This is a genomic window from Marinobacter sp. EVN1 (assembly GCF_000475375.1).
In the GTDB taxonomy this organism is placed as follows: domain Bacteria; phylum Pseudomonadota; class Gammaproteobacteria; order Pseudomonadales; family Oleiphilaceae; genus Marinobacter; species Marinobacter nauticus.
In genome coordinates, this window is record NZ_AXCB01000023.1 from 54,920 (window position 1) to 80,613 (window position 25,694).

Below are 25,694 nucleotides of genomic sequence, written 5' to 3' on the forward strand. Positions count from 1 at the left end.
GGTGCGAATACTACGCCAACCCGCCCCACTTTTCAGTTACGCCTTGTTAGGCTGCCTGCTGTTCTGAACAAACGCTTTTACAAAAACACCAAGTACACCCAGAATTCCACCTAACATAACAGCGAGTATAACGATCAGCGCCCGTTTCGGTTCGCTTTTTTCCTGGGGAATAACGGCGGGGTCTACCGTTTTAAACACGTATTCGCGCTGGGCATTAGCCAGCATCACGGTTCGAGTCTCGCTCTCGATCAACTGATAGAACACCTGCTGCATTCCAGAGATGTTGGTTTCACGGAGCTTACCTTCCAGATAGGCAATGCGGGCCTCGGCATCTTGCACGTCCTGCTCGCGCATCCGTTCATTGATATCTTTGATCAATAATTCCAGCCACTGTTTCGCAGCAACTGGTGATTCACTGGCAATGGCTACCGTAACCAAGCCCGTGTCTTTATTGTCTCTTACGGTCAGCAGTTCGCGGAATCGTTCGACCATATCCCAGTTCGTGGGCCTGAGGCTTAAACCATCTTTGTTTTTCTGCCACTCTCCAGTCTTAGGATTGTAGATTTCTTCATCTATAGACCATTCTTGCGTAACCATGTTCCAGTTTTTGGATGCCATTAACGGCACGCTCAGGTCATGGCGGCGGATAAAATCTCTCAGAAACGCCCGGGATTTCAAGGTTTCTTTGGCAATTACGGTGTTGTTGGAGCTGCCACCGCCAAGATTAATCCCGGCCAAGCTTGCGAGCCCTCCAAGTTGACCGCTAAGACCGTTGACACCGCCCTCATCCTGAGCGGGAGCAAGGAGCACACTAGCTTTGTAGATATTGGGCTTATGTAAGGCGTAGGCCACTCCGACACCAGCGAAAACGATGACAAAAGCGATGATTATCCACTTTCCACGCCATAGGGTGGCTAACAGTTCGCGGAGGCTGATCTCGTCGGCCCGGTCGTCTTGGTTAACTGGCACTTGACTCATTACAGATTACCCACAGCTGCGGCGCCCAAGGCCATTTGATAGACAATCTGGCTTACATTAGTCCAGAGCTCCAGCTGGTTCAGGCGGTCTACGTCTATAGGCATGATGATGGTGTCGCCCGGCTCCAACTGCTGGCTTCGGCCGCCGAACCATTGGCTGCGTTCGGGTAGCATTACCGAACCATCCGCTTTCACTACGTATACTCGGCTTTCATCGGCCTGACGGGTGGGGCCGCCGGAACGCTGAAGGTAGTCGTCTACAGTTAGCCCGGGCTGATGTAAGTGGCTGGTAGGGAATTGTACTTCGCCGAAGACGGAAACGGATTGCGGAATGGTAGGAACGATCAGCTGGTCGCCATCCTGAAGGCGAACTGACTGATAACTCTCGTCGCTTAGTACCGCAGCTAAATCGATGACCATGCGGCCAACCGGGCGGCTGTTCTGCACATCTTCCAGCAGGTCTTCTACCTGCTGCACTCGTTCCACGTCCTGGCCACCAAAACTGTCGCCTTGCAATTGCACGCCCAACAGGTCTCCTTGCAAGCGTTCTTCGGCTTCACGCAGTCGTTGTGCTTCCAGTTGACGGAGTTTTTCACGGGTGAAGATGGCGCCCGCAGGGAAAGCATTGCTGCTCAGACCGCCAGCCCGCTGCACCACTTCCTTAAGGGTTTCCCCCTCTCGGAAGGTATATTCCCCCGGGTAACGCACTTCACCTTTCAGGATAATCGTTCGGGGTTGGGCGAACTGGGGGATGGATTTGATCAGGATGGTGTCCCGGCTCTGCAATATTAGACTGCTTTGTCCCGCCATGGCAGCCGCCAGATCCACATTCAGGATGTGCGTTTGACCAATTCCGCTTTCATCCTGGGTGTAGCGGGCGATCTCGGCCTGGTAAAGCGAAGCGGAATCCTTCAGGCCGCCAGCTACGAACACTGCATCTGCAAGCCTGTGACTGGCCGGCATGGGGTACTCGCCTGGGTAGCGCACCGGACCGCTGATACGGATGGTTTGTTGAGGGGCGCCCGGCTTCGCCTGAGCTTTCAGTCGCTGCAATACTGGGGCAAAGAGGTTTTCGCGGGTGAAGGTTTCAGGTTTTTCTTCATCGTCGTTTTTCGCCGAGTTATTTGTGTTAGCGGCATCTACCTTTTCGATGTCTACCTTTCCGGCATCAGCAAAGAAGAACACGCGGTCTCGTTCTTCCAACTGCAGGTCATGTTCACCGCCGGGGTTTCTAACTGCCTCTCTCAGGCGCAGATTAAGCACCGAGATGGTGTCATTTCTAGGGTTGGTTCTTATAATGGCTGCGTACTGTTTGTCTGCCACGGGAAGCAGGTCAGCATCCAGGTTGCGAATGATAGAGCTCACTCGCATGCCGGGCATCCATGCAAACTTCCCAGTGCGCGTAGCAGCGCCCTTGATTTCGACGAACTGGCCGGTGATGTCAGAAATGGAGGGAATGCTAACCCTGTCGCCAGCCTTAACTTGTGCATTTCGACCTTTAGGGCCTGTGTAGTCGGCTTCAGCAATGATTCTCAGGAAGTCTGCATTAGTTCGTTCGATCTTAACCCGCTGCGGGTAGGCTTGGGGAGTAAGGCCACCAGCCATGCTTACCAGCTCTTCCAGAGTGTTTTCACCATTGAGTTCGTATAAAGCCGGGCGATAAACCTCGCCTTCAATGCCAACTCGTTTGCCCACCGGCGGAATAAAGATAACATCACCTGGTTGCAGGCGGTTGTCGGCGCGGCTGTCACCGTTCAGAAGAAGGTCGTAAAGGTCCAGAACGCCTACGAGGCTGCCATTACGTTTGTGTTGTACCTTACGCAGGGAGCCGTTCTGTTTCACGCCACCAGAAACGTACAAAGCGTTCGTAATGGTCGACAGGGAGCTCACGGTATAGGACCCCGGATTGCGAGATTCACCCAAAACAAATACACGCATACTACGGAGTTCGCCCAGGGTGACGGCCACCTCGACACCGATGTATTGCTCTGAAATGCGCTTTCGAATTTGCTGCCGCGCATCATCGAAACTCAAACCCGCCAGGTTCATCGGGCCAGAATCCGGGAAGCTGATACTGCCATCCCGGCTGATGGGAAGGTCCAGGTTCTGGTTTACCTTGCCCCACAGCTGAACGCGCAATACATCCCCGGGCCCCAAGGTATAGTCTGTCGGGACTGGGATCTCGGTAACCGGCGCGAAGGTGGTGGGGCTTCCGGCGAACAGGTCATAACCATAGGGCTTTAATCCGCCATTTTTCCGGGCAAGAACCTGTTCTTCATCATCTCGCTGTTTTGCCCGCGCCTGTTCTCGCTCCTGGTTTGTAATGCTGCTGATTGGTTCAACCACGTTCACCTGCTGAGGCCTTTGATTGGCGCCTTGACTGGTTGAGCCGAGGTTGTCGAGATCAACCCCATAGCGCTCCGCCAAGGCCTCCTGCTGGGCTCTGGGCAACTGCTTGAACTGTTCGATCTGTGCCGGGGAAATAGACTGGGCCGTAGTCGTTAGAGGGAGTAACAAGGCCAGGGGCAGTAGAAGCTTTTTCAAATTCACGGGTAGCATATTCCGTTATCTTAGAAACGATAGGTCCAGCTGGCGCCAACTGACCACTGGTCTTTTTGGCCGCTTATGTATTCGATTTTTTTGTCCGTTGCCTGGAGACTTAAATCCAGCCAACCATCAAACAGAGGGGTACCATAACCAAAGTCCATTATGGCGACCTTTTGGGCGTCTTCAGGTACGGTATAGAACACTTTGGTGTTTGGCATGACCACGCGGCTCGCTCCGTCTATATTAAGCTCCACGTAACTCACCTTGGCGCTGAGATGGTTACCATTGTCCATAAAATGGTAACCGCCCAGGGTGATCGCTTCGGCATCACCGTCGAAACTGCTCGCCATGTTTCGGCCAAAGTGCCGGTATCCTGTCCTGTATCGGCTGTGATCGTAGGTAATGTTTGGCCTGGCATCGCCCAGAAAATCATCTGCCAGTGTATTGGCGTATTCTATAAACCATTGCTGATCACCATTGAGGAGACTGGTTGTCCAATCGGAGCCAAGCAGCCAGGATTTTCGCGCCGGGAAGGCGCCAGCTTCATCCTCCCCCATCATTTGGGCATAGAGGCCCATGGTTTGCTCTCCAACAGCAAACCCGTATCGCGCATCAATGCTGGCAATCTGGTTGCCTGGGTCGTTTTCTTCCAGTTGGCCGTTGTCTTTACCGATTAGAGCATTCCAGATGGTGGAGGCACCCTCCGGCCGACCTTCCCCGCCAAACATGATTGCTCGCGAAAGCCCAATATCCAGACCATCCATCGGGCGGAAGGTAAAACGCATGCCGATGAGTTTGGCATCAGGCACCGCACGGTCGCTCTCGTATTGGCCCGCCAATACCGTAAAGTCCCAAGGGCCAATCCAGCCCAACCAGGAACTCTCCGGAGCATGAGTATCTTTTCGGTTAATCCATACTGAGGGAATTGGACGGGCGTTGTTGGAGAGAATCAGGCTGGATTGCCACCCAGGCCCCCACCAACGGTCTATGGCGCCAGCGCCGAACACCCAGTTGCCAAGCGTACCCGCCAAATAGGAACCGTCTAGCCGGATTTCTTCATCATCCGGGTCGTGCGCGTAGGCTGGTTTGAGGCCCAAAGCCCAGGCTTCACCCTGCCACTGGAGGTTTACGCTGGCGCCTGCTTTTGCCAGAGAATTCGAGCCGAAACCAGTAATGCCGGGTATTTCGGTCTGGGCGTTCAGGTTGAATTCACCGCGAAAACCGGAACGGGCCTGCTCTTCCATCTCAAATCGGAGATAGGCAGAGGCCAAGGCACTGGAGGGTCCATTCGCAGTTGATGCAAAGCCGCTTGAGCTCTGTACGGCACTCCACATAAGTGGCCAGGTGGTAACACCGCGGTTCATTTCGCCACGATCTGCCAACTTTTGCACAGCAAACCTGGCCCTAGCGTCACCTGGCTCCAGCCAAGGCGCCGCCAGCACTGAAAAGCTGCTCAAGCACGCTACCGCCCCACCAACCAGGGCCCAGTGTTTTAAGGTCATAAGAGTTATTTTCTGCGGACAAGGATAAAACGGCTACAACGGGAGAGAAGTTCCCAACAGCTTCCTTGTCTGGGAATGAATGAAGTATTTCAAAAGCGTGACGATTCTACGGCATGCTGTATGACACGCAAGTGACAAAAAGTCTGACACTTCAGTAATCAGGGCATTAAGGCAGTAAACATTTGTTAAACATTAGAAAGTGCAAACAATCCGGTCACATTTTCAACATGTCGTCGTCAGACTGCCTTCAAGTTCTTATAACGGAAACAGGCACCTTTACCTGCTGCTGCTTCTGCATAAACGAAATCAGCACAACTGCCCGCTCTTCACCATCATAAGCCTGGAAAATTGCGCTAATACCTTTAAACGGCCCGTCATCCAGCTCTATGGCCTGACCGGGCTTGATGCCGCCCTGCTCTGCCACCTTATCCATACTGCTTCTAATGTGGGCGATCACTTCGTCGTCAATCGGTGCTGGCCGGTTGGCAAAGCTGACAATGCGCAGCACGCCCCGGGTGGACCGGAGCTTTGCCCACATCGGGTCGGTTTGCTCCAGGTTCACAAATACGTACCCCGGAAACAGTGGCTCCAGCTTTTTGGTGCGTTTACCTGCCTTGATCTTCTCCACCTCGATTTTCGGGTAGAAGCAGGCGATGTCCTGATTCTGCAGGTGCTGGACCGCCCGGTCGCCCTGAGCCGGCTTGTGTTGTAGTGCGTACCAGGTCATGGGTTAGAAATACCAGTTTCCCGCGGCAATGAAATTGGGATTCAGTATGTTTTCTTTTCCGTAAACCAAGGGCTGGCCCTCCGGCGTTTGCACCTTCCCCCCTGCGGCGACGAGCACCGCGTGGGCGGCTGCGGTATCCCACTCGCTGGTCGGGCCCATTCGCGGATAAATATCAGCATGACCCTCGGCAATTCGGCAGAATTTCAGGGAGCTGCCAGCCTGGACGGTTTCGTGTGCGCCGAGGGTGTCGATAAAGGCGCGGGTCTCTTCATTCAGGTGGTTTTTGCTGGCCACCACCCGCAACGTGTCTTTGGGTTCTGCCACCCGTATGCGGTGCACCCGGCCGGTGCGGTCCCGCATGTGAGCACCTTCACCCTTGATACCCCAGAAAGCTTCTTTCAGGGCTGGAGCGGTGACCACGCCCATTACGGGCTCGCCGTCTTCAATCATGGCGATGTTAACGGTGAATTCGCCCGTGCGCTGGGTAAAATCCTTGGTGCCGTCGATGGGATCAATCAGCCAGAACCGGCGCCATTTTTTCCGCTCTTCCCAGGGAATCTCCGCGCCCTCTTCCGAGAGTACGGGAATGTCCCGGCTGATTTGGCGCAGGCCCTTGACAATGATGTCGTGGCTGGCGATGTCCGCAGCGGTGATGGGTGAGTGATCTTCCTTATAATTCACCTTGAAATCAGACTGGTAGATATGCAGCACTTTTTCGCTGGCTTCATCAGCGATTTTGATCACATCTGGCAGTATGGAGCTGTAGTGCATCAGATCTCTACCTCTTCGAACAAATCCGGTACCTCGGCATCCCATCCAAACTTTTCCGAGATGCGCTTGCGCATGGTATCACTGGCCACCGCTTCGCCGTGAGTCACGTACACCTTTTCGGGCTTCAGAGTACCTTGCTCCAGCCAGTGCAGGATTTCCCGATAGTCGCCATGAGCACTCATGGAATCCATGTTATGGATCTCTGCTTTCACCGGCCAGTACTCACCGTGAATCTTGACCGATTCGGCGCCATGCACCAAGACATCGCCGCGTGTGCCAGGTGCCTGGAAGCCCGCAAAGACAACGCTGTTTCTGGGATTTGGCAGCAGGGTTTTAAGGTGGTGCAACACCCGGCCGCCCGAGGCCATTCCACTGGCTGAGATGATCACGCAGGGATATCTCACGGCATCCAGCTCAATGGATTCCTCGACGGTGCGAACGAACTCTGTTTTGTCGTCGATCAGCTCGCACTGGGCGCCGTTAAGCTTGTGCTCTTTGTGATGTTTGCAGAATATTTCCGTGGCTTTGATGGCCATGGGGCTGTTGAGATACACCGGCAGTTTGGGAATTCGCCCCTGCCCCATCAGTTTGTGCACAACGTACAACAACATCTGGGCCCGGCCCACGGCGAAAGCGGGCATCAATACGATCCCGCCGCGGCCCGCGGTTTTAGTGATAATCTCCTCCAGATCCTTTTCTGGATCGGTTTCACCATGGGTGCGGTCGCCGTAAGTGGATTCACACACCAAAACATCGGCATGACTGATGGGCTCTGGTGGGCGCATAATGATGTCGTCCTGGCGCCCTACATCTCCACTGAACACCACGGTGCGGGAGGAACTCTTGTGCGTAACGTGCACGCAGGAGGAACCCAGGATATGCCCGGCCGGAGTGAACTGAACCTCAAAGCCCTTCACCGGCTCGAATTTCTCGTGGTAGTGCAGGGATTCAAAGTGCTTCAGGGCTTCCCAGGCGTCTTTTTCGGTAAACAGAGGTTCCGGTTTTTCGTGCTTTGAGAACTTTTTCCGGAAGGCGTACTTGGCATCCTCTTCCTGCAGGAACCCGGCATCGGGCAGCAGTACTTTGCAGAGCTCATGAGTGGCTTTGGTGCAGTAGATCTTGCCTTTAAACCCGTTCTTGACCAACGCAGGAAGGTAGCCGGAATGGTCAATGTGCGCGTGGGTAAGCACCACCGCATCAATAGTTGAAGGATCTACCGGAAACTTGGCCCAGTTTCGGCGGCGCAGGGTTTTCACGCCCTGGTACATGCCACAATCCACCAGCATGCGGTGATTGTCGTCGGAAAGCAGATAGCGGGAGCCGGTGACGGTGCCTGTACCACCGAGGAAGCGGAGTTTCATAGGCGCGTAAGTCCTTGTCTGGTTGGCGATAGACAAAGCTTAACGCAAAAACCGTGGGTGAGTGAGGGGCTATGGACCGGAATTTACACACCCTCAAGACGGAACACCGCCCGATTCGCGTTTTTTTGATCTTTGGCAAGATCAGTTGCTGGCCCCCCGATTATTCTCTGGCCTTTCCGAAGAAGTAGGTGGCTTATGCTGGGTAGTTCGCACTTGAGGAAACTGATGATCGTCGTCGGCCTGGCGGCCGGTCCAGTGGTTTCAGCCAGCCCTGCCGACGATGCAATGTCACAACTGAACGCCATCATGGCCGATGGCGCCAAGCGCCAGGCCAGCTACGAGGCCGGTCACGAGCGCATCCGCTTTTGTGGCTATTGTCACGGCGAGGACGGCAACAGCAAGCGCGAATACATACCCAACCTGGCCGCCCAACACCCGCTCTACCTGTTCAACCAGTTCGAAAAATTCCGCGACGGTACCCGTGAGGACTATGTGATGTCCAAGCTGGCGAAAACACTGTCATTGGAGGAGCGAATTAATATTGCGGTTTATTACAGCCAGCAAACGGCGAAGCCCCGCACCGGCAGCGACCCGACCAAGGCTGACGCCGGCGAAAAATTGTTTGCTGTGCGCTGCGCCGGTTGCCACGGTGACAAGGCACAAGGTTTCAGGAATATGCCCCGTCTGGCCGGCCAACCGGCTGAATATCTTGGGATTGCCCTTAGACGGTTCAAGGAGATGGACCCGACCAAACACAGTACGCCGATGATTGGGGTGGCTGGAGTTTTGTCGGAGGTGCAGATCGAGGCATTAACCTCTTACCTGACCCGCCAATAAGCCCTTCTATCAGATCTCAGTGCAACCGGGAGGCAGCAGGCGAGACTGCCAGTTTGGCGCAGCGGTTCTGTCTATAACGCAAGCCCAGGCACCACCAATGCTCCGCTCGTATCGAATAACGATGCCCGCCAAATTTGGGTGAGCATTGCCGCCCATGGTCACCTCGATATGACCAGAACCGTCAGGGTTAACCGCTGCAATTTCAATTGCGGAGCTTCCAACCGTCAAAGCGGATGGAGAGTAACCCAAGGTTTCGTTGTTGACCGGCGTGGAAGCAGAGAGGTTCGCCTCAAACGCCGATCGGTACGACGCAAGCTCCGCCGCAGCACGGTTGATTTGGGATTTCATGGTGTTAGCCTGAAGAAAAGGCAGCGACACTGCCGCAAGAATGCCAATAACGGCAACAACAATCATCAATTCTATCAGGGTAAAACCGTCGCTATTACGAACCATGGCCATGCCTCACTCTATACATCTTGGCATTTAGTAAGGCAAAAAACAGGCCATCAGCGTCAACTCCACAGGGCGATCATTTCAACTTCCTATGTCATTGCGCGGGAAATAACCATGCAACCAGAATCGGGGAAGAGCTCTCTCTCGCAAGACTTCGTAATAATATGGCTCGTCCTCTCTCATATCGAGATAATACTTCTTCACCTCAACCGCCCAGGCGCCCCAGAGAGAAAAGACGACAGTCGCGATCATGACCCCTGGAACGGCCTTTCTTCGTCGTCCCAAGACATCGTACTTGCCTGTTTTTCCATTAAGACTGCTCGGAACGATCAACCCAAACAAAACAGGCATTATCAATAGGCCCACCAGCATGGAGCCTGGCGCAATGAAGACTGCTGATACACCAGCATGAATCAGGGCTCCCACAAAAGAGGCCAGCAGGGCTGCAAGAACATATGCCTCGGGTGAACCTGCACTCGACTTTATGACCGCGCAGCGAGCGTAGAGAAACGAAGCAACTTGAAAAGCCACCCAGAACAATATCAGAACAAGCAGCCACCCATACTCAGCAGCCCACATAAGGTACATGTTGTGCGGATGACCAAACTTTTTGCTCTCAGCATAAGATGACGTCAAAAGATCGTGAGTCAGCCAAGACTGGGGCCCCATTCCAAAAGGAAATCTCTGAAGGCTCATTTGCCATGCTTCGATAAACAACGGCGCTCTTCCAGAACTTCCCTGACTGATGGTTCGAAGCTCCGGCTCTCCGAAAACCAGAATCGGCACAAGCAGCGACAGGACAAACCAAAAGAAGCCACCAAGCACAAGGTAGACCAGGAATTGCTTCAACCACGGCCAACACTGGCGACCAATGATTACGCTCGCGACAACGACACCCACGGCCACACCCAGCACAGATCCACGAGCTGCCGACAGGAAGACAATCCACCACCATAGCCCCGCACCAACGGCAACAAGCACTCGCCAAAGCCGATGATTTGCAAAAGGCCCCACCAACACAGCTAAGGGCAAGACAGGAAGAAGCCACGTCGCGACATGGCTCCAGTAACGAATATTGACAAACCCCCAGGGAATCAGATCAGAGAGATCGGCATGACCGCCGGCCAGGGCGAACAGGTAAACATTCAGCGACATTGCGCCGTAGAGAAAACAGGCAGCAGCCGTTATAACGACAAGTGCCTCAAGGCACTTCATGGAGATACCTGATTGGGCCAGAGCGGTACCGCCCAGAATGACGGCGGCAAAATAGAATGAGTACAGGCCAGGCTCGACATAGGCATAGGGCTGCTGAATAAAAGCCAGCGAAAGCACTGGAAACCCAATAATCAACAGAATAAACGGTAAGGCCTGCACAAAGGCTGGCTTGATCCAGACACGTCTGGAGATCAACAAATAGGTAGAAACAATCGTAATGCCCCCCAGCCAGGCCACCAAAAGAAATCTCTGGTCCGCATAGGACCCCGCCGAGGTTGGTAGAAAATCCGCAAAAAGTACCGCCAGCAAGGTGATCGCGACGAAGGAAGCTGCGGCCGCTATCCCCACCTGAGGTGTTTTCAACATCATCTCCCCCCCCAACAAAAAAGCCCAAAGCATCTGCTTTGGGCTTTCAGTCTACCGCATTGAAAACTTTTGATCGTTGCGGTCGTTCAGCTATGCGATTCTCGCATTAGGAAGCCGGGCAACCTGCTGGCGCGTAGCTGTCTTTCCAACCGTTGTTGGTGGTCGGAGGAGTGATTGAGCAAGTGTACGCACCGTTAGCAGTACGGGATACGGTAATAGTAGCACCACGAACGGCTGCGGAAGCATCAGTACCCATCTCAACGTCCCAGGACATGGTTGCCAGAGCGCCATCCGTAATGTTCAGACCAAACTGAGGACTGGTGTTAGCACCAACCACCAGGTTGGAGCCAGTCCAGCCAATACCGATAGTGCGAGGGTTGGTTGTCAGGTCGTCTTCATAGCCAATCTGGCCACCGTTGTTGAAAATGCTCTCAGCGTTGGATTTCAGAGCATTCACTTCACCAACTACACGAGAAACCTGGGTACGTGCGGTGTAGTCCTGGTACTGGGGAATAGCAACAGCTGCCAGGATACCGATGATCGCTACAACGATCATCAGTTCGATCAGGGTAAAACCCTTCTGAGCGTGATTCATTTTGATTTCTTGCATGTTATCGACCTCTAGAGTTGTCGTTTTGCGTGTTACAGCTCCGGGGGCTGTGGAGCAAGGCCCCGCATCCGCTTTGAGCTGATTCTGGAAAAGCATGCGGCGTGCCAATTGTCATATAATGCAAAAAAGTCACTCATGCTCAGTGTGTTATGAGCTTATGTGACCCAGGTCACGCACGTACAGCTGCGCCGCACTTAGTCCAGGTGTGACGTTTTTTGTCACCCTTGCAGCGAATTTTAGACACGAACCCTATTGCGACATGTCTCTCCATGTTGCGCCAACTCTTTTGACAGCACCTTTCCAAACCATTCCGCTCCATCTAAACTCTCCATCGTTGAATACGACATTCAGTCACTTAGACGATTCTTCTCAGAGCATTTATGGCGACCAATAACAGAAACGTGACACTGACAGGACTTGCACGCCGCTTCGTAGACGACGGCCTGCTTGATGAAGAAACAGCAAAGGACGCATTTCTCCAGGCCTCCCAGAACCGCATTCCACTGATCACCTATCTGACACAGAATCAGCTGGCTGACAGTTCCAAGCTCGCCTTCTCAGCGGCGATGGAATTTGGCGTTTCCGTAATGGATCTTGATGCGTTTCTGCCTGAGATGATGCCTGAGAAGGTTGTCGACGAAAAACTACTCCGCAAACACAACGCCCTGCCGCTCTACAAACGCGGGAATCGCCTGTTTATCGCGGTGTCGGACCCCACGAACATTCAGGCCCTGGACGAGATCAAGTTCAATACCGGCCTGAGCACCGATGCCATCCTCGTAGACGACGCCAAGCTACGGGCTGCCATCGATCGCTATCTGGAATCCCATGATTCCACCATGGGCGACCTTGAAGATGCAGACCTCGAGGGAGTTGAGACGGAGAGCGGCGATCACGAAGATGACGACGGTTCCGTATCGACAACCGAAGTTGACGATGCCCCGATCGTTAAGTATGTGAACAAAATGCTGCTGGACGCTATCCGTGGTGGCGCCTCCGATATTCACTTCGAGCCTTATGAAAAAGCGTACCGGGTTCGATACCGTACAGACGGCATTCTTAAAGAAGTATCCCGCCCTTCCATCAAGCTGGCACCGAAGATTTCAGCGCGGGTGAAGATCATGGCGCAACTGGATATTTCTGAGCGCCGAGTCCCCCAGGACGGCCGGATAAAGCTGAAGTTATCCAAAACCAAAGCCATCGACTTCCGCGTGAACACCCTTCCGACCCTGTGGGGAGAGAAGATTGTTCTGCGGATTCTGGATCCCAGCCAGGCCCAGCTCGGGATTGACGTGCTGGGCTACGAAGAAGACCAGAAGGAAATGTATCTTGAGGCGCTCGAGCAGCCTCAGGGCATGATCCTGGTAACTGGCCCGACCGGATCTGGTAAGACGGTATCACTCTACACCGGCCTTAATATTCTGAACACCACCGAGCGGAATATATCGACCGCTGAGGATCCGGCGGAGATCAACCTTGAGGGTATCAACCAGGTAAACGTCAACACCAAGGTAGGCCTTGGGTTTGCCGAGGCCTTGCGCGCATTCCTGCGTCAGGATCCGGACGTCATCATGGTGGGTGAGATCCGGGACCTTGAAACTGCAAACATCGCCATCAAAGCCGCACAGACCGGTCACCTGGTTCTATCTACACTGCACACCAACAGCGCCGCCGAGACGCTCACGCGGATGATGAACATGGGCGTGCCGGCCTTTAACATCGCGACGTCGGTTAGCCTGATCATCGCCCAACGACTTGGCCGAAGACTGTGCAGCAGCTGTAAGCAACCCTCAGACGTCCCTCAGGACGTGCTTTTGAAGGAAGGGTTCACACAAGAACAAATTGATACAGGCTTCACGTTGTACCGCCCCAAGGGCTGTGATAAATGCAATGGTGGATATAAGGGCCGCGTTGGTATTTACGAGGTGGTCCGCATTACCGATGAACTGGCAAACATGATTATGGAAGAAGCCAGCTCCATTAAAATTGCAAAGCAGGCTCAGGCAGAAGGCTTCCGAAATCTCAGGCAGTCGGCTCTTATGAAGGTGATTCAGGGAGTGACCAGCCTTGAGGAAGCCAATCGCGTGACGAAGGATTAAGCATGGCAGAAAAAGCGCAGAAGCTGGAATCGTATGTTTGGGAAGGAAAAGACCGCAAAGGCAACAAAGCCAAGGGCGAACTGACTGGATCAAACCTGGCCCTGGTTAAGGCCCAGTTGAGAAAACAGGGCATTATTCCGGACAAGGTAAAGAAAAAGCCCAAACCACTCTTTGGTGGCAAAAAGAAAATCACACCGTTCGACATTGCGATGCTGACCCGCCAGCTCGCAACGATGATGAAGGCTGGCGTACCTCTGGTGCAGAGCTTCGACATCGTTGCCGACGGCCTTGAGAACAAGGGTCTGCAAGAACTGGTGATGAGCATTCGCAACGACATTTCGTCTGGTACGGGTTTCGCTTCTGCGCTGCGCAAACACCCAAGACACTTTGACGATCTTTATTGCAACCTGGTGGAGTCCGGCGAGAAAGCCGGTGCTCTGGAGCAGATGCTGGACCGAATTGCCACGTATCTCGAGAAAACTGAGCTGCTCAAAAAGAAAGTGAAAAAGGCGATGACTTACCCCATTGCCGTTATTGTGGTTGCCATTGTCGTAACCGCCATTTTGCTTGTTAAGGTTGTCCCCCAGTTCGAAAGCCTGTTCCAGGGTTTTGGCGCAGAACTGCCGGTGTTCACGCAGATGGTGGTGGGACTCTCCGAATGGATGCAATCCTGGTGGTTTGTCGTTTTGCTTGGCATTGTAGGCGTTATCTTTTCATTCAAAGAGGCAAAACGCCGCTCGCCAAAGTTCTCGGATTTTGTCGACAAGTACACACTCAAGTTGCCCGTTGTGGGTGAAATTCTCGATAAATCCGCCGTCGCGAAGTTTGGCCGGGTGCTTTCCACTACCTTTGCGGCCGGTGTTCCTCTTGTTGATGCGCTGGATTCGGTAGCCGGTGCGACGGGCAATGCGGTATATCGCGATGCGGTCATGCGCATCAAAAATGATGTTTCAAGCGGTACCCAACTCCAGGCATCAATGCGACAGCAAGACGTCTTCCCCGTTATGGCCGTCCAGCTGACAGCCATCGGCGAAGAGTCCGGTAACCTGGACGAAATGCTCGGCAAGGTTGCGGAGCATTACGAAGCCGTTGTTGACGATATGGTGGACAACCTCACCGCCTTGATGGAACCCATGATCATGTCGGTTCTCGGCGTGTTGGTTGGCGGTCTCATTGTCGCGATGTACCTCCCCATCTTCCAGATGGGCCAGGTCGTCGGCTGATTTCCACCGGCACCCCCCTCTCCTGCAGGGAGAGGGGGGCAAAAAAACGATAAACCAGAGTCTTTGAATGCTCCCCCTAGAAACCATCCTGTCCACTCCCTGGCTTCTCTATCTGGTCGTCATTTTCGTCTCTCTCTGTGTCGGGAGTTTTCTGAACGTCGTCATCCTGCGCCTGCCAAAAATGATGAAGCAGGAATGGCGCTGCCAATGCGAGGAGTTTCTGGAAATGCCGGAGGGCGACCGCAAGTCAGATGAGCGGATAACTCTCTCAAAACCGGCATCCACCTGCCCGTCCTGCGGCCACAAAATTCGTGCCTGGGAGAACATTCCGGTCATCAGCTGGCTAATGCTTGGCGGCAAATGCTCTTCGTGCAAAACACGTATTTCGCCGCGTTACCCCATCATTGAAGCACTGACTGCGGTTTTTTCCGTCGTAACGGTTTATCTGCTGGGGCCTTCTGAGACCGCGCTCTGGGCACTACTGATGGTCTGGGCGCTGGTGGCGCTGACCATGATCGATTTCGACACACAACTCCTGCCAGACGGCATCACCCTGCCCCTGATGTGGCTTGGACTGGTGCTTAACTACTTTGGTGTGCTGACGGATTTTGGCAGCGCTTTCTGGGGCGCTGTGGCAGGTTACCTCTCGCTCTGGAGCGTGTACTGGTTGTTCAAGCTGGCCACCGGCAAGGAAGGCATGGGACACGGGGACTTCAAGCTGTTAGCGGCGCTGGGGGCCTGGCTGGGCTGGCAACTGCTGCCTGCGGTGATTCTGCTCTCCTCTCTGGTGGGCGCGATTGTGGGCATCAGTCTGATGGTACTCCGCAAACACGGGCGTGAAGTGCCGATTCCTTTCGGCCCTTACCTGGCCGCTGCAGGCTTACTCTCGTTGTGGTTCGGGCCTGAAATCCAGGCCATATGGTTCGGGTACCTAGGAGTCTGAATGTCCCGCTATTCGGTTATCGGCCTCACCGGAGGTATTGGCTCCGGAAAATCCACCGTTGCACGCATGTTTGGTGCTCTCGGCGTGCATTGGGTGGATGCTGACGATGTCGCCCGACAGGTCGTGGAACCAGGCACACAAGCCCTCAGGGCCATCGCTGATCACTTCGGCGAGAGCATTCTTCAGGGTAACGGCGAACTGGACCGTGCTGCCCTGCGCCAGAAAGTATTTGAGGATCCGGAACAACGACGCTGGCTGGAGGGACTGTTGCATCCCATTATCCGTCAGGAACTGATCCGCCAGTTATCACCCGAGGATTACAATCTGCCCTATGTGATGCTGGTCTCTCCCCTGCTTCTGGAGACCAACCAGCACGAACTGGTGGAGCGGATTGTTGTGGTGGATGTACCGGAAGAAACTCAGATTAACCGCACCATGGCGAGAGACGGGAATAGCCGCGAACAGGTGGAGCGGATACTCGCCGCCCAAATGCCCAGAGCCGCCCGCCGCGAAAAAGCCGATGCGATTATCAACAATGCGCAGCCGCTGGAGCGTGTGGAAGCTTCAGTACACGCTCTGCACCAACGTTTTCTGGCGGATTTCAGCCAAGGAGCATAGTCTGATCCGCCCCGCACTTATTCTTACTGCACTTGCCACCGGTCTCCTCGCTTGTTCCTTCACGAAAGCGGCAGAACCGGTCATCACCATGCGTGACATCTCGGTGCCCGCCCTTCTGGCGCCGGAGCGCCTGCCAATCTCGTTCTATACCTTCGAACCCGCTGAGTTCTGGGCAGAGCCCAGGGATTCCTGGTGGCTGGGAGTCAGCGACTGGGTTATTCGGCAGGAACGTCAGCATGGCCCAACCGTGCAGTCCCTGGGTGCATGGGCGGATCGAACACTGTCCGGCTCTTCCCAGGCGCTGCCAAATAACGAAAGCTACCTGAGACTGGGGTTTGCAGCAGAATCCGAATACAGCGATCCGGCCCAGTTTGAACCTGAGCTGCGCTTCCGTCTTGATGTACCCACCGCCGAGGAGAAGCTGCGGCTGGTGGTAGAGAGTGAAAGCGAAGAACTGATCCCATTGGCGGAACGTGAGCGGGACAGGCAACTGACGGAACCAGAGCGAACCGACACAGAAACAACCGGCGCCCTGAGATTTCTGACGGATGTCGGAGATTCCATCAATCTTTCGACCGACATCGGCGGCCGACTGAGACTGCCGCCCGAACTGTTCTGGCGCATGAAGGCTCGAAAGGGCTGGAAGATTGACAGGGACTGGACGCTGAATACGCAGCAACGCCTGTACTACTATCACACCGAAGGTTGGGGGGCTCGCAGCTGGATCGGCCTGGATCGCTCACTAGGCAACGGCTGGCACTACTACAACTCGTCCGAACTGGAATGGGCTCATAGTGACCGCAAGTTTGTAGCGGCCCATGTTCACAGTGTCCAGAAGCGACTGAACACCCGTTCGGTGATTACCCCACGGGTTGGCATCCTTGGCGAAAGCCAGCCAACCTGGCGCACCACAAGCTACTTCGCAGACGTAACCTGGCGCTACCGGATGTACGGCAATTGGCTTTTTGCCGAGTTGATACCAGCTCTGGAGTATCAGCGGGATGAGGGGTTTGACGATCAGGCCTCTATCGTATTCCGAATCGAAATGTACTTTGCAGGCACCATTGACCGGGAATGACATCAGAAATGAGCAGACCACTGCATAAAAGCCGGCCCGCCGAGGAAGCTCTGACACTCACACCGATTGCCATCACTCGCTCCTGCTTCCAGGACAAATTCGGCGTTCCCCGGCAACCCGGCCTTACCCGCCATGCCCACGCGGAACTGGTTATACAAAGTCCCTTTGATCGTGAAGACGCTTTCCGGGGCCTTGAGTCAGCGAGCCATATCTGGCTTACCTTCCAGTTTCATGAAGCCGTTCGCGCCGAATGGCGCCCGGTGGTTCGGCCCCCGAGGCTTGGGGGTAACAAGAAAATCGGTGTGTTTGCCAGCCGATCGCCTTTTCGCCCGAACAGTCTCGGCCTTTCCGTCGTCAGAAACGAAGGGCTCGCTCGCAAGAATGGCGAACTGGTCCTGAAGATCAGCAATCACGATCTGATTGAAGGCACACCGATTCTCGACATCAAGCCCTACCTGCCATTCTCGGATTCTGTCCCGGAGGCATCACTAGGCTGGGCAGACAGCGCGCCGACCGACAGATTGGAGGTGACCTTTGCACCGGAAGCCTCTGACCAGCTAAGCCAGCTTCCGGAGGCCGACTATCCGGATTTCCGCGCCCTGATTGAGGACGTCGTTAGTTACGACCCGCGCCCCTCGTTCCGCCGAGGACGGGATGAACAACGAATCTACGGAGCCAACCTGTTCGACAAGAATGTTCGGTTTCGATTTGTGAACGAAGATTCAATCATGCGTGTGGAAGTGATATCCGTCTGTTAAGATGCACCTTGGTGATTTTGTAGTCGACACAGGGAACTTGTGCCTTGCCTTCAAACCAGTTCTTCAAGCGTTTGGGTTTGCGCCCACTGGCACTGCGGTTGCTTGGGTGGGTGCTGCTGTACAGCCTGATATTGTCACTGGTGGCAACGGGTGTTCAGATGATTGGCGAATTCGAACGCCAGAAATCGGAATTGCAGAGCAGTCAGGAGCGCGCCGCTGACCTTATCGCCGGCGGCATGAGCACCAACCTGTGGGTGATGAATTTCAGCGAAGTAGCCAATAGCCTGGACGACATGCGTTCCATGCCTTTTATTGGCTATGCACGGGTGATCACAACCACCGGCGAAGAATTCAGTACCGGCTCCTACCCTGAAGGCCGGGTAATCACCCAGACATTCCCCCTCGAATTCAACCGTTCCAGTTTTGACCGTCCGCAACGCGTGGGGGAACTGACCATTGTTTCGTCTATTGAACAGGTATACCAGGATATCCTCGATCGCGCCCTGCTGAATCTCCTGTTCCAGTCCATTGTGGTGATGCTGGGCACATTGGGATTGCTGTTGATTGTACGGGTAGCACTGTCCCGCCACCTGGAGACCATGGCGGACTATGCGGCCAAGCTGAATCTGGATGCACTTGTTGAGCCTCTCAAACTGCGCCGGCGCAACCCTTCCCGGCCCGATGAGCTTTCCGAACTGGAGCAGGCATTGAACAAGATGCGGTTGCAGATTCTCGAGGACACCCGCTCATTAAGGCAGACCACCATCCAGACCCAGGGTGAACGGGACGAAGCCATCCGGGCCAATCACGCCAAGAATCAGTTCCTGGCCAATGTCAGCCATGAACTTCGCATTCCACTGCAGTCTGTGATGGGATATGCGAACCTGTTAACCGATACCCCGCTCGATCAGGAGCAGCGGGAGTACGTAAACACCCTGCTCAATGCCTCGGAAAGCCTCTCTTCCATCATCAATGACCTGCTGGACATCTCCAGCATGGAAGCCGGCAAGCTGGAGCTTGAGGCTATTCCTTTTGACCTGCGCGAAACCCTGAACGACCTGATTCATATGCTTGGCTCCAGGGCCCGGGAAAAAGGTCTGGCCCTGGAAGTACGGGTGGATGAAAACCTGCCCTGGGCGCTGACGGGAGACCCGGTACGCATTCGACAGGTGTTGCTGAACCTGTTATCCAATGCCATCAAGTTCACGGATTCCGGCCATGTGCTGATCAGCATTGAGGTTCTGGGCAGAAAAGAAGGCAAAGTGCGCCTACGGTTGGCGGTTGAGGACACCGGGGTTGGTATAAATCCGGAGGACATACCTCTGGTCTACGAGCCCTATGTTCAACTTGGTCAGCGCTTCCAGCGTCAGTTACCTGGTGCGGGGCTTGGGCTCACCATCTGCCGTCAACTGGTCGATTTGATGGGCGGCTCGATGGATCTGGAGAGCCGGCCCGGCGAGGGCTCTACCTTCTGGGTGGAACTGTCACTTCAGGAAGCAACCGACGGCTCTGCCAAGGTGCGGCCGGATTCAAGGCAGGTGCAGGGTCGGCGGGTACTGGTCGTTGATTCCTACGAGCTGTCACGCAAGATTACCCTGGAGATGCTCTCCCGCTACGATGTTCATATTGATGCCGTCCGGTCAGCCGGGGAAGCACTGACCGCCTTGCGACAAGCCTTTGATGCAGGCATACCCTACGACGCTACAATTCTGGACGGCTTCGTGCCCGACATGGATGCGGATCTGCTATGCCGCCAGGTACGGAGCAACCCGCAATGGGCCGAAATGAGGCTTCTGATCCTGTCCTCCAACCCCCAGCGAGGGGACGCCGAGCATTTTCGCCAGGCCGGTGCTGATGCCTTCTTGAGCAAGTCTCTCCGGGAATCCTACCTGATTCCGATCCTGAACCAGCTGTTTACCCATGACACTCAACAGGAACGCCGGTTTCTTACCCGCTTTTCTCTGAAAACCATGGCGGATGCCGGAAGTCGCCAGCGAGAAATCCCTTGCGGGCGGATGCGGGTGCTGCTGGTGGAAGACAATCCCGTAAACCGTACCCTTACCCGGCGGTTGCTGGAAAAACTGGGCTGCGAAGTCATGACGGCAAACGACGGGCAGGCCGCATCCTCGCTGTGGCAATGGCACCAGTTTGATGTGGTTTTCATGGACTGCGTTATGCCCCGGATGGACGGTTACGAAGCAACACGCCAGCTCCGGGCCTGGGAAACCAACCATGGTCGCAGCCGGGTACCGGTTGTGGCACTGACAGCCAGCGCCATGGAAGAAGACGAGGAACGCTGCCGCGAAGCGGGCATGGATTCCTTTGTGGCTAAACCTGTCAACCTTGAAATGCTACGGGCAGTGCTGGAACAATATTGTCAGGCTTCTGCAACATCGTGATGAAGCCGCAAGTCACCTGCCCGGAATCATGCCATGAATGTAGAGTGTCCCACCTGTAAGAAATCCGTGGAGTGGAGCGAGGCCAACCCCTGGCGCCCCTTCTGCTCTGAGCGCTGCAAACTGATCGATCTGGGTGCCTGGGCCAATGAGGAGTATCGGGTGCCGGCCGAAAACGCCTCTCCCGATGATCTCGACCAGGGCGGCGAGGTTACCCGTCACTAACGTGTTGGTTGCGAGCCACTTACGGGCTTTTAAGTTGTTAACCACCCGGCAGATGTTTAACATCCGTTGACGTTGAAACTATCGCATATACCGGCAGTTGCGCCGGCCACGCTCTCATAACGACAGCAATAAAGGTGTACACATGAAGATTACCCGCATCTCAGCACTGGCACTTTCTCTTGCCGCCGCTCCGGTTCTGGCCAGTGACCTGGATCTGAGTCTGACCAACGATTCGGTCAAGGGTCAGGTTAACTTCTTCGGCAGCCAGGAAGAGCTGCAAATGGGTGCTGGATACACCTACCATGAAGGTAGTCGCCACATTATCAACGCCGATTTTCATGCCCAGGGCCGCACTGCCCTTGGGAATCTGCCAACAACTGCCGGCATCGGCATGCGTGGCGTCGGCTGGGATGACGACGATGTTGATGGCGGTGCCATCGGCCTTGGCGGTTTCGCCACGGTGAACATTCCGACCGTGCCCGGTCTGTCGTTTGGCGGCAGCCTGCACTACGCTCCAAGCATTCTGTCGTTCGGAGATTCCGACGACATGACCAGCGTAGAACTTCGGGGCAGCTACCGTGTTATCCGTAATGCGGAAGTGTTTGCCGGTTACCGTTACCTGAATACAGAACTGGATTTTGCCGGTTCTCCAGATGTGAATCTGGATGAGGGCGTGTTGGCAGGTATCAAGATCTTCTTCTAACCCCTTCGCCTCGGTTACCCGGCGCCTTGCCGGGTGACCGATTCGTGCAGCCATTCACGCCCTGCCCTCCTGATTACTGCTAGTCTGTCCGGACATTTGCAAACCGGACTGCGCTTTCATGAGACCGACAATCCCTTCCATACTGGCTACTTCCCTGTTGCTTTCCGCCTGTGGGGGCGGAGATAGTGCGATTGACGGCGCCAAAGACATTCCCAACCGGTTTGGCAACACTCAGAACGCGCTGGATGATTTCAGTTCCGGCAGTACCGGGGATTCCAGCAACGCCCGGGGCCTGAAGCCAAATCAGGTACGGGTTACCATGGAATTACCCGTTAATCTGGCACCTGAGGGCGAGCAAACACGGCGTAACCTTCGTATTGTGATTCCCGATCAGGTTCGGGTTTACCGCACCAACACCAGCGCACAAACCTTTGATGATGTTCGTTACTCCACTGAAAAAGGGACGGACGGCCACTTTATTCTGACCTTTGATAATGGCGTTCCCGTTGGTCCGGATGTGATCATTGAGGCCCGTTATGGCACCGCCACGATGACCGCTCTGGCAGCAGACGCCGACCGGGATGTAAAGGTGAACCCCTTTTCCCATTATCTGGTTACCGAGGTGCTCTGGCGCCGGTACTCCACCAATGATTTTCAGACCGTATTGGCCTGTGTGGATAACGCGTCGTGCCTGAACAAGTATGTATGGGGAACGCTGGCCGATCAGGTACACGATTTTGAGATTGAGATTCCGGAGAACGCTAACGTTACCCAAGCGACCTCTACCCTGGCTAACCGGGCTGATTTTGCCAGCTATGTAGCAGATATGGCGGATTACGCACTGCTCGGCCAGGCATCCTCAGACCGTATTTCCGCCAGTGCGGCGGATTACAACTCCGTGTTTCTCGGCCTGGAATTGGGCCAGACGTTTCGCGAATCCAATGCGGCAGGAGCCGGCCAGTGGGGCGTCCGTATGGCTCAGGTAGAGCGGCTGACCGAGGACAACCGCGCCTTTTTGTATCCCGCACTGACGCTCACGTCGTTCGATGCCTTCAACCTGAACATCACGTCTCTGGCCACGGACATACCTTACGATCGCCAAACGCAGATTCACGGTTTTTTCGAGCGGAATAATTCCGGCATTCCAGAGCAGCTCTTTTTCGAGCGCGGGACCGAAACCTGGGAACGAAACAGCCATTCCAGCGCCCCGGGTGCTGCCACACTGACCACCGAAACACCGGCTCGCTTGCTGGCGGGAAGAGCCCTGTACCAAACCATCACCAAACGAAACAGCAGCCTGATCAATGGCTGGACCAGAAACCCGTACTATCTGGATGCCTTTACTTCCGAACCGGTGAATGACCAGAGCGGGCCAGACCGGGTACTGACCAACTATTTCACCGGCGGCAAAGCGATCGCGCTGGAAGATGATAACGGCAAGCTCAAACGCCGGAACATTCTCGAAAACCACTACCTGAGCGTATTCGAGCTACACCTTCAACGTGCGGAGGAATTCAAGGTCTCCGATATGGCCGGACAGGCCTATAACGTGACCTACCTCGCCACCCGCTTCGCCGATGGGGCGCCTGCGACATTCGAAACCGGGCATGGTCAATGGGTATTCGGCTCAGCGAACGATCAGACTCTCAACGGCACCGCCAATGTGGATCAGTTCACCCTGGCCCGCGACGCCTCCGGTGGCGTAGCCACACCCGATACCAGCAACGACACCTGGAATCTGATTAACCGGCGTTCCCGCCTGAGCTCGGGTGATATTTATATGGGGCGGCTGGGGTTGTTCCGCAACGAGATCGACGAACGAACCAACTTCAACGACCCCAACTTTGGCATCCCCGACATGGGCCTGGGCGCGGCAACCCCAAATCAGGATCTGATGGCCTTTAACCTCAATGATGGCACGTTGGGCAGTGGCCTCCTGGTGGCAGGAAAAACACTCACAGACGGAGCACTGACAGAAGGCACCTACCGGTTACAGGGCGCCATCGTTGGCGTGACCCAGGAGCAAAACCGGCTCTACCACGTGAACAATGCGCAGCTGACCCTGGTGAACAGTTCTGCCAGCTTTGAGGGCACAACCATGATGGTGAACCACCTTATCGAAGACAACGAGGTGGTGGCCCCTGAAGAACTGCCGATGCAATTTAATGGCAGCTTCACAACAACATTGGAAGGGGGCATTTCGATTACCAGCGCCGGAGAATACGAGATGCGCGGCTTCTATACCGCGGCCGGCAATCAGGTCTTCCTGGTTATCAGCGACGATACCGGCCCGGAAATGAAAACCGGGCTATTGCTCGCAACCCTTGTTGAGGAATCCTCTGCGCCTTAAAACCTGAACCGCGGACAGCCCCGTATAACCTGTTATAATTCAAGCCATATCGATAGTAACGAGGGGTTTATGACTGCAGTTAACCGGGCGCTGATGCTGCTGATGCCGTTGTTTGCGTTTGCTGTTGCGGGTGCCATCTACACACCGACCGCAAGTCAGAACACCCTGCCAGGAGAAGGGGAAGGCGAAGTTACCCTGTCTTCTCTGCCCCCGCTTCCAAATTGGGCGAATGAGGGTCTTCCCGACTTCTCAAGCTATCAGGACACCACTGAAAAGAAAGTCGCGTTCTTCTCTTACCTCTATCCCAGAATTGTTCTCGCCAATTCCCGTATTCTGCTTGAGCGTGAATATCTGGCTTCGCTTGAAGAAAAGGCGGCACTGACCAAAGATGAGCTCGCATGGTTGACGAGCCAGGGAGATCGACTGCGTATTGAGGCGGAGGCCGGAAGTGACCAGCAGTTTGCCCTGCTGAGGAAACGCCTCGATGTCATTCCTCCGTCTCTGATCCTGGCTCAGGCAGCGAATGAATCCGCCTGGGGGACCTCCCGGTTTGCGACCGAAGGTAACAATCTCTTTGGTCAATGGTGTTTCTCCCGGGGCTGCGGGCTGGTGCCGCAGAGCCGAATCGAAGGTGCCAATCACGAAGTGGCAAAATTCCCGTCACCTTATTACTCCGTGCGCTCCTACATTCAGAATCTGAACCGTCATCCCACCTATCAAACAGTTCGTGATATTCGGCTCGCTGATCGCAATGCCCAGAAACCCCTGTCTGGGTGGGAGCTTGCAGAAGGCCTGCTTGGCTATTCCGAGCGTGGTGAGGAGTACATAAAAGAGATTCGCGCCATGATCCGTTACAACAATCTGGAGTTCTACGACGAGGAATTCAGAACCCTGCTGGGTGACCGGACCCCTGCGCAGTTTGAACGGCTGGCATCCGCCATTCCGGACACGACCCTCCTGCCCGGCGGATCCGGTGGCCAAGTAAGCCCGTTTGAAGGCTAATCCCTGAACCTGACAGATTCGAGATTCTCCGATGCTTGATTTCTTGCCCGCGCCGCTAAAAGGCATCCTTGCGGTGCTGTTGATACTGACCAACACCCTGTTGTTCCTTCCGCTACTGTTGCTGGTAGCACTGGCCAAACTCATTGTTCCAGTCCAGCCGTTTCGTAAGGCGTGCACTATCGTGCTGAATGCCATTGCCTGGTACTGGATCGGCTTCAACAACACCCTGATGAATCTGCTCCACCGGGTGGAATGGGATGTCCGCGGTGCGGAAGAACTCAGCAAGGAGCACTGGTATTTTGTCACCTGCAACCATCAGAGCTGGGCTGACATTCCCGCTATTCAATATGTACTGAACAGCAAAATCCCACTGCTGAAGTTCTTCCTGAAAAAGCAGCTGATCTGGGTGCCTTTGTTAGGAGTTGCCTGGTGGGCTCTGGATTTCCCGTTTATGCACAGACATACCAAGGAACAGATCGCCAAACGCCCGGAACTGAAAGGCAAGGACATTGAAGCGACAAAGGCCGCCTGTGAAAAATTCCGGTACACACCAGTGACCATTTTCAATTTTATGGAAGGCACCCGTTTCACCCCGGAAAAACACCAGCGCCAGAACTCACCTTACAAGCATCTGCTGAAACCCAGAGCGGGCGGCACGGCCTTTGTATTTGGCGCCATGGGCGAGATGATTCATACCATGCTGGATGTCACTATCGTGTATCCCGGTGGTCGACCCGGCATCTGGGACTACCTGTGCGGACGGGTGCGCAAGATCGTGATCGATATTCGCACCCGCGAAGTGCCGGAGCGTTTTCTTGGAATGGATTACGAAAACAACCGGGAGGTCAGGGTCGACTTCCAGCGATGGGTAAGTGAGATCTGGGCGGAGAAAGACCAGCGAATTGAAACACTGTTGGCCGAAAACAGCTAACG

22 protein-coding genes are annotated in these 25,694 nt (G+C 54.8%); 13 read left to right on the forward strand and 9 right to left on the reverse strand.

What is annotated here, in order from left to right; all coding sequences use genetic code 11:
- Nucleotides 1-36: 36 nt before the first annotated feature.
- The 6 genes from Q674_RS31880 to Q674_RS31905 all read right to left on the reverse strand — a co-directional run bounded on the left by Q674_RS31880 (nucleotide 37) and on the right by Q674_RS31905 (nucleotide 7,885).
- On the reverse strand, nucleotides 37-978 hold the full coding sequence (locus Q674_RS31880; RefSeq protein ID WP_023009038.1) for a Wzz/FepE/Etk N-terminal domain-containing protein: 942 nt from the start codon (nucleotides 976-978) through the stop codon (nucleotides 37-39).
- Nucleotides 978-3,527, reverse strand: coding sequence for an SLBB domain-containing protein (locus tag Q674_RS31885; protein ID WP_023009039.1), 2,550 nt, complete (start codon nucleotides 3,525-3,527; stop codon nucleotides 978-980). The genes Q674_RS31880 and Q674_RS31885 overlap by 1 nt, the downstream gene beginning before the upstream one ends.
- 20 nt (nucleotides 3,528-3,547) lie before the next feature.
- Nucleotides 3,548-4,768, reverse strand: a complete 1,221-nt coding sequence (locus Q674_RS31890) for a capsule assembly Wzi family protein (RefSeq protein WP_227501220.1) — start codon at nucleotides 4,766-4,768, stop codon at nucleotides 3,548-3,550.
- A 505-nt stretch (nucleotides 4,769-5,273) separates the two neighbouring features.
- Nucleotides 5,274-5,753: a transcription/translation regulatory transformer protein RfaH gene (gene rfaH, locus Q674_RS31895; RefSeq protein ID WP_023009041.1), complete on the reverse strand. Its 480-nt coding sequence runs from the start codon at nucleotides 5,751-5,753 to the stop codon at nucleotides 5,274-5,276.
- 3 nt (nucleotides 5,754-5,756) lie between these two features.
- Nucleotides 5,757-6,524 carry a 3'(2'),5'-bisphosphate nucleotidase CysQ gene (gene cysQ / locus Q674_RS31900; RefSeq protein WP_023009042.1) on the reverse strand — a complete coding sequence of 256 codons (768 nt, stop codon included), beginning with the start codon at nucleotides 6,522-6,524 and terminating at the stop codon, nucleotides 5,757-5,759.
- Nucleotides 6,524-7,885, reverse strand: a complete 1,362-nt coding sequence (locus Q674_RS31905) for an MBL fold metallo-hydrolase (RefSeq protein ID WP_023009043.1) — start codon at nucleotides 7,883-7,885, stop codon at nucleotides 6,524-6,526. Before Q674_RS31905 ends, cysQ begins: the two co-directional genes overlap by 1 nt.
- A gap of 225 nt (nucleotides 7,886-8,110) precedes the next feature.
- Here Q674_RS31905 and Q674_RS31910 point away from each other — a divergent pair, with 225 nt between their 5' ends.
- Entirely contained in the window at nucleotides 8,111-8,722 is a 612-nt protein-coding gene (locus tag Q674_RS31910) for a c-type cytochrome (protein WP_023009044.1), read from the forward strand.
- Between the two features lie 9 nt (nucleotides 8,723-8,731).
- Here Q674_RS31910 and Q674_RS31915 read toward each other — a convergent pair whose 3' ends face one another.
- From Q674_RS31915 to Q674_RS31925, 3 genes are all read right to left on the reverse strand, one after another.
- Entirely contained in the window at nucleotides 8,732-9,181 is a 450-nt protein-coding gene (locus Q674_RS31915; RefSeq protein WP_023009045.1) for a pilin, read from the reverse strand.
- A 75-nt stretch (nucleotides 9,182-9,256) separates the two neighbouring features.
- Nucleotides 9,257-10,759: an O-antigen ligase family protein gene (locus Q674_RS31920; RefSeq protein ID WP_161629369.1), complete on the reverse strand. Its 1,503-nt coding sequence runs from the start codon at nucleotides 10,757-10,759 to the stop codon at nucleotides 9,257-9,259.
- A 103-nt stretch (nucleotides 10,760-10,862) separates the two neighbouring features.
- The gene (locus Q674_RS31925) at nucleotides 10,863-11,351 is read right to left on the reverse strand and encodes a pilin (RefSeq protein WP_031210182.1); all 489 of its coding nucleotides are present in this window, start codon (nucleotides 11,349-11,351) and stop codon (nucleotides 10,863-10,865) included.
- A 395-nt stretch (nucleotides 11,352-11,746) separates the two neighbouring features.
- On the opposite strand from Q674_RS31925, the gene pilB reads away from it, so the two are divergent.
- The 12 genes from pilB (at nucleotide 11,747) to Q674_RS31985 (ending at nucleotide 25,692) form a co-directional block, all read left to right on the forward strand.
- On the forward strand, nucleotides 11,747-13,465 hold the full coding sequence (pilB, locus tag Q674_RS31930) for a type IV-A pilus assembly ATPase PilB (RefSeq protein WP_023009048.1): 1,719 nt from the start codon (nucleotides 11,747-11,749) through the stop codon (nucleotides 13,463-13,465).
- 2 nt (nucleotides 13,466-13,467) lie between these two features.
- Nucleotides 13,468-14,688, forward strand: a complete 1,221-nt coding sequence (locus Q674_RS31935; protein ID WP_014422082.1) for a type II secretion system F family protein — start codon at nucleotides 13,468-13,470, stop codon at nucleotides 14,686-14,688.
- A 67-nt stretch (nucleotides 14,689-14,755) separates the two neighbouring features.
- Nucleotides 14,756-15,631 (forward strand): prepilin peptidase, encoded by an 876-nt coding sequence (locus Q674_RS31940; protein ID WP_023009049.1) that lies wholly within the window; start codon nucleotides 14,756-14,758, stop codon nucleotides 15,629-15,631.
- Entirely contained in the window at nucleotides 15,632-16,249 is a 618-nt protein-coding gene (gene coaE, locus Q674_RS31945; protein WP_023009050.1) for a dephospho-CoA kinase, read from the forward strand.
- Nucleotides 16,250-16,337: 88 nt separating this feature from the next.
- Nucleotides 16,338-17,327 (forward strand): hypothetical protein, encoded by a 990-nt coding sequence (locus Q674_RS31950; protein WP_023009051.1) that lies wholly within the window; start codon nucleotides 16,338-16,340, stop codon nucleotides 17,325-17,327.
- A gap of 8 nt (nucleotides 17,328-17,335) precedes the next feature.
- Nucleotides 17,336-18,085: a tRNA (N6-threonylcarbamoyladenosine(37)-N6)-methyltransferase TrmO gene (tsaA, locus tag Q674_RS31955; RefSeq protein ID WP_011786131.1), complete on the forward strand. Its 750-nt coding sequence runs from the start codon at nucleotides 17,336-17,338 to the stop codon at nucleotides 18,083-18,085.
- Nucleotides 18,086-18,129: 44 nt separating this feature from the next.
- The gene (locus Q674_RS31960) at nucleotides 18,130-20,484 is read left to right on the forward strand and encodes a response regulator (RefSeq protein ID WP_023009052.1); all 2,355 of its coding nucleotides are present in this window, start codon (nucleotides 18,130-18,132) and stop codon (nucleotides 20,482-20,484) included.
- A gap of 33 nt (nucleotides 20,485-20,517) precedes the next feature.
- Nucleotides 20,518-20,706 (forward strand): DNA gyrase inhibitor YacG, encoded by a 189-nt coding sequence (gene yacG, locus Q674_RS31965; RefSeq protein ID WP_014422088.1) that lies wholly within the window; start codon nucleotides 20,518-20,520, stop codon nucleotides 20,704-20,706.
- A gap of 142 nt (nucleotides 20,707-20,848) precedes the next feature.
- Nucleotides 20,849-21,409, forward strand: a complete 561-nt coding sequence (locus tag Q674_RS31970; RefSeq protein WP_023009053.1) for a YfaZ family outer membrane protein — start codon at nucleotides 20,849-20,851, stop codon at nucleotides 21,407-21,409.
- A gap of 118 nt (nucleotides 21,410-21,527) precedes the next feature.
- Nucleotides 21,528-23,759, forward strand: coding sequence for a hypothetical protein (locus tag Q674_RS31975; RefSeq protein ID WP_023009054.1), 2,232 nt, complete (start codon nucleotides 21,528-21,530; stop codon nucleotides 23,757-23,759).
- Between the two features lie 69 nt (nucleotides 23,760-23,828).
- On the forward strand, nucleotides 23,829-24,761 hold the full coding sequence (locus Q674_RS31980; protein ID WP_023009055.1) for a glucosaminidase domain-containing protein: 933 nt from the start codon (nucleotides 23,829-23,831) through the stop codon (nucleotides 24,759-24,761).
- Nucleotides 24,762-24,792: 31 nt separating this feature from the next.
- Nucleotides 24,793-25,692, forward strand: a complete 900-nt coding sequence (locus Q674_RS31985; protein ID WP_023009056.1) for an acyltransferase — start codon at nucleotides 24,793-24,795, stop codon at nucleotides 25,690-25,692.
- The last annotated feature ends 2 nt before the right edge of the window (nucleotides 25,693-25,694 follow it).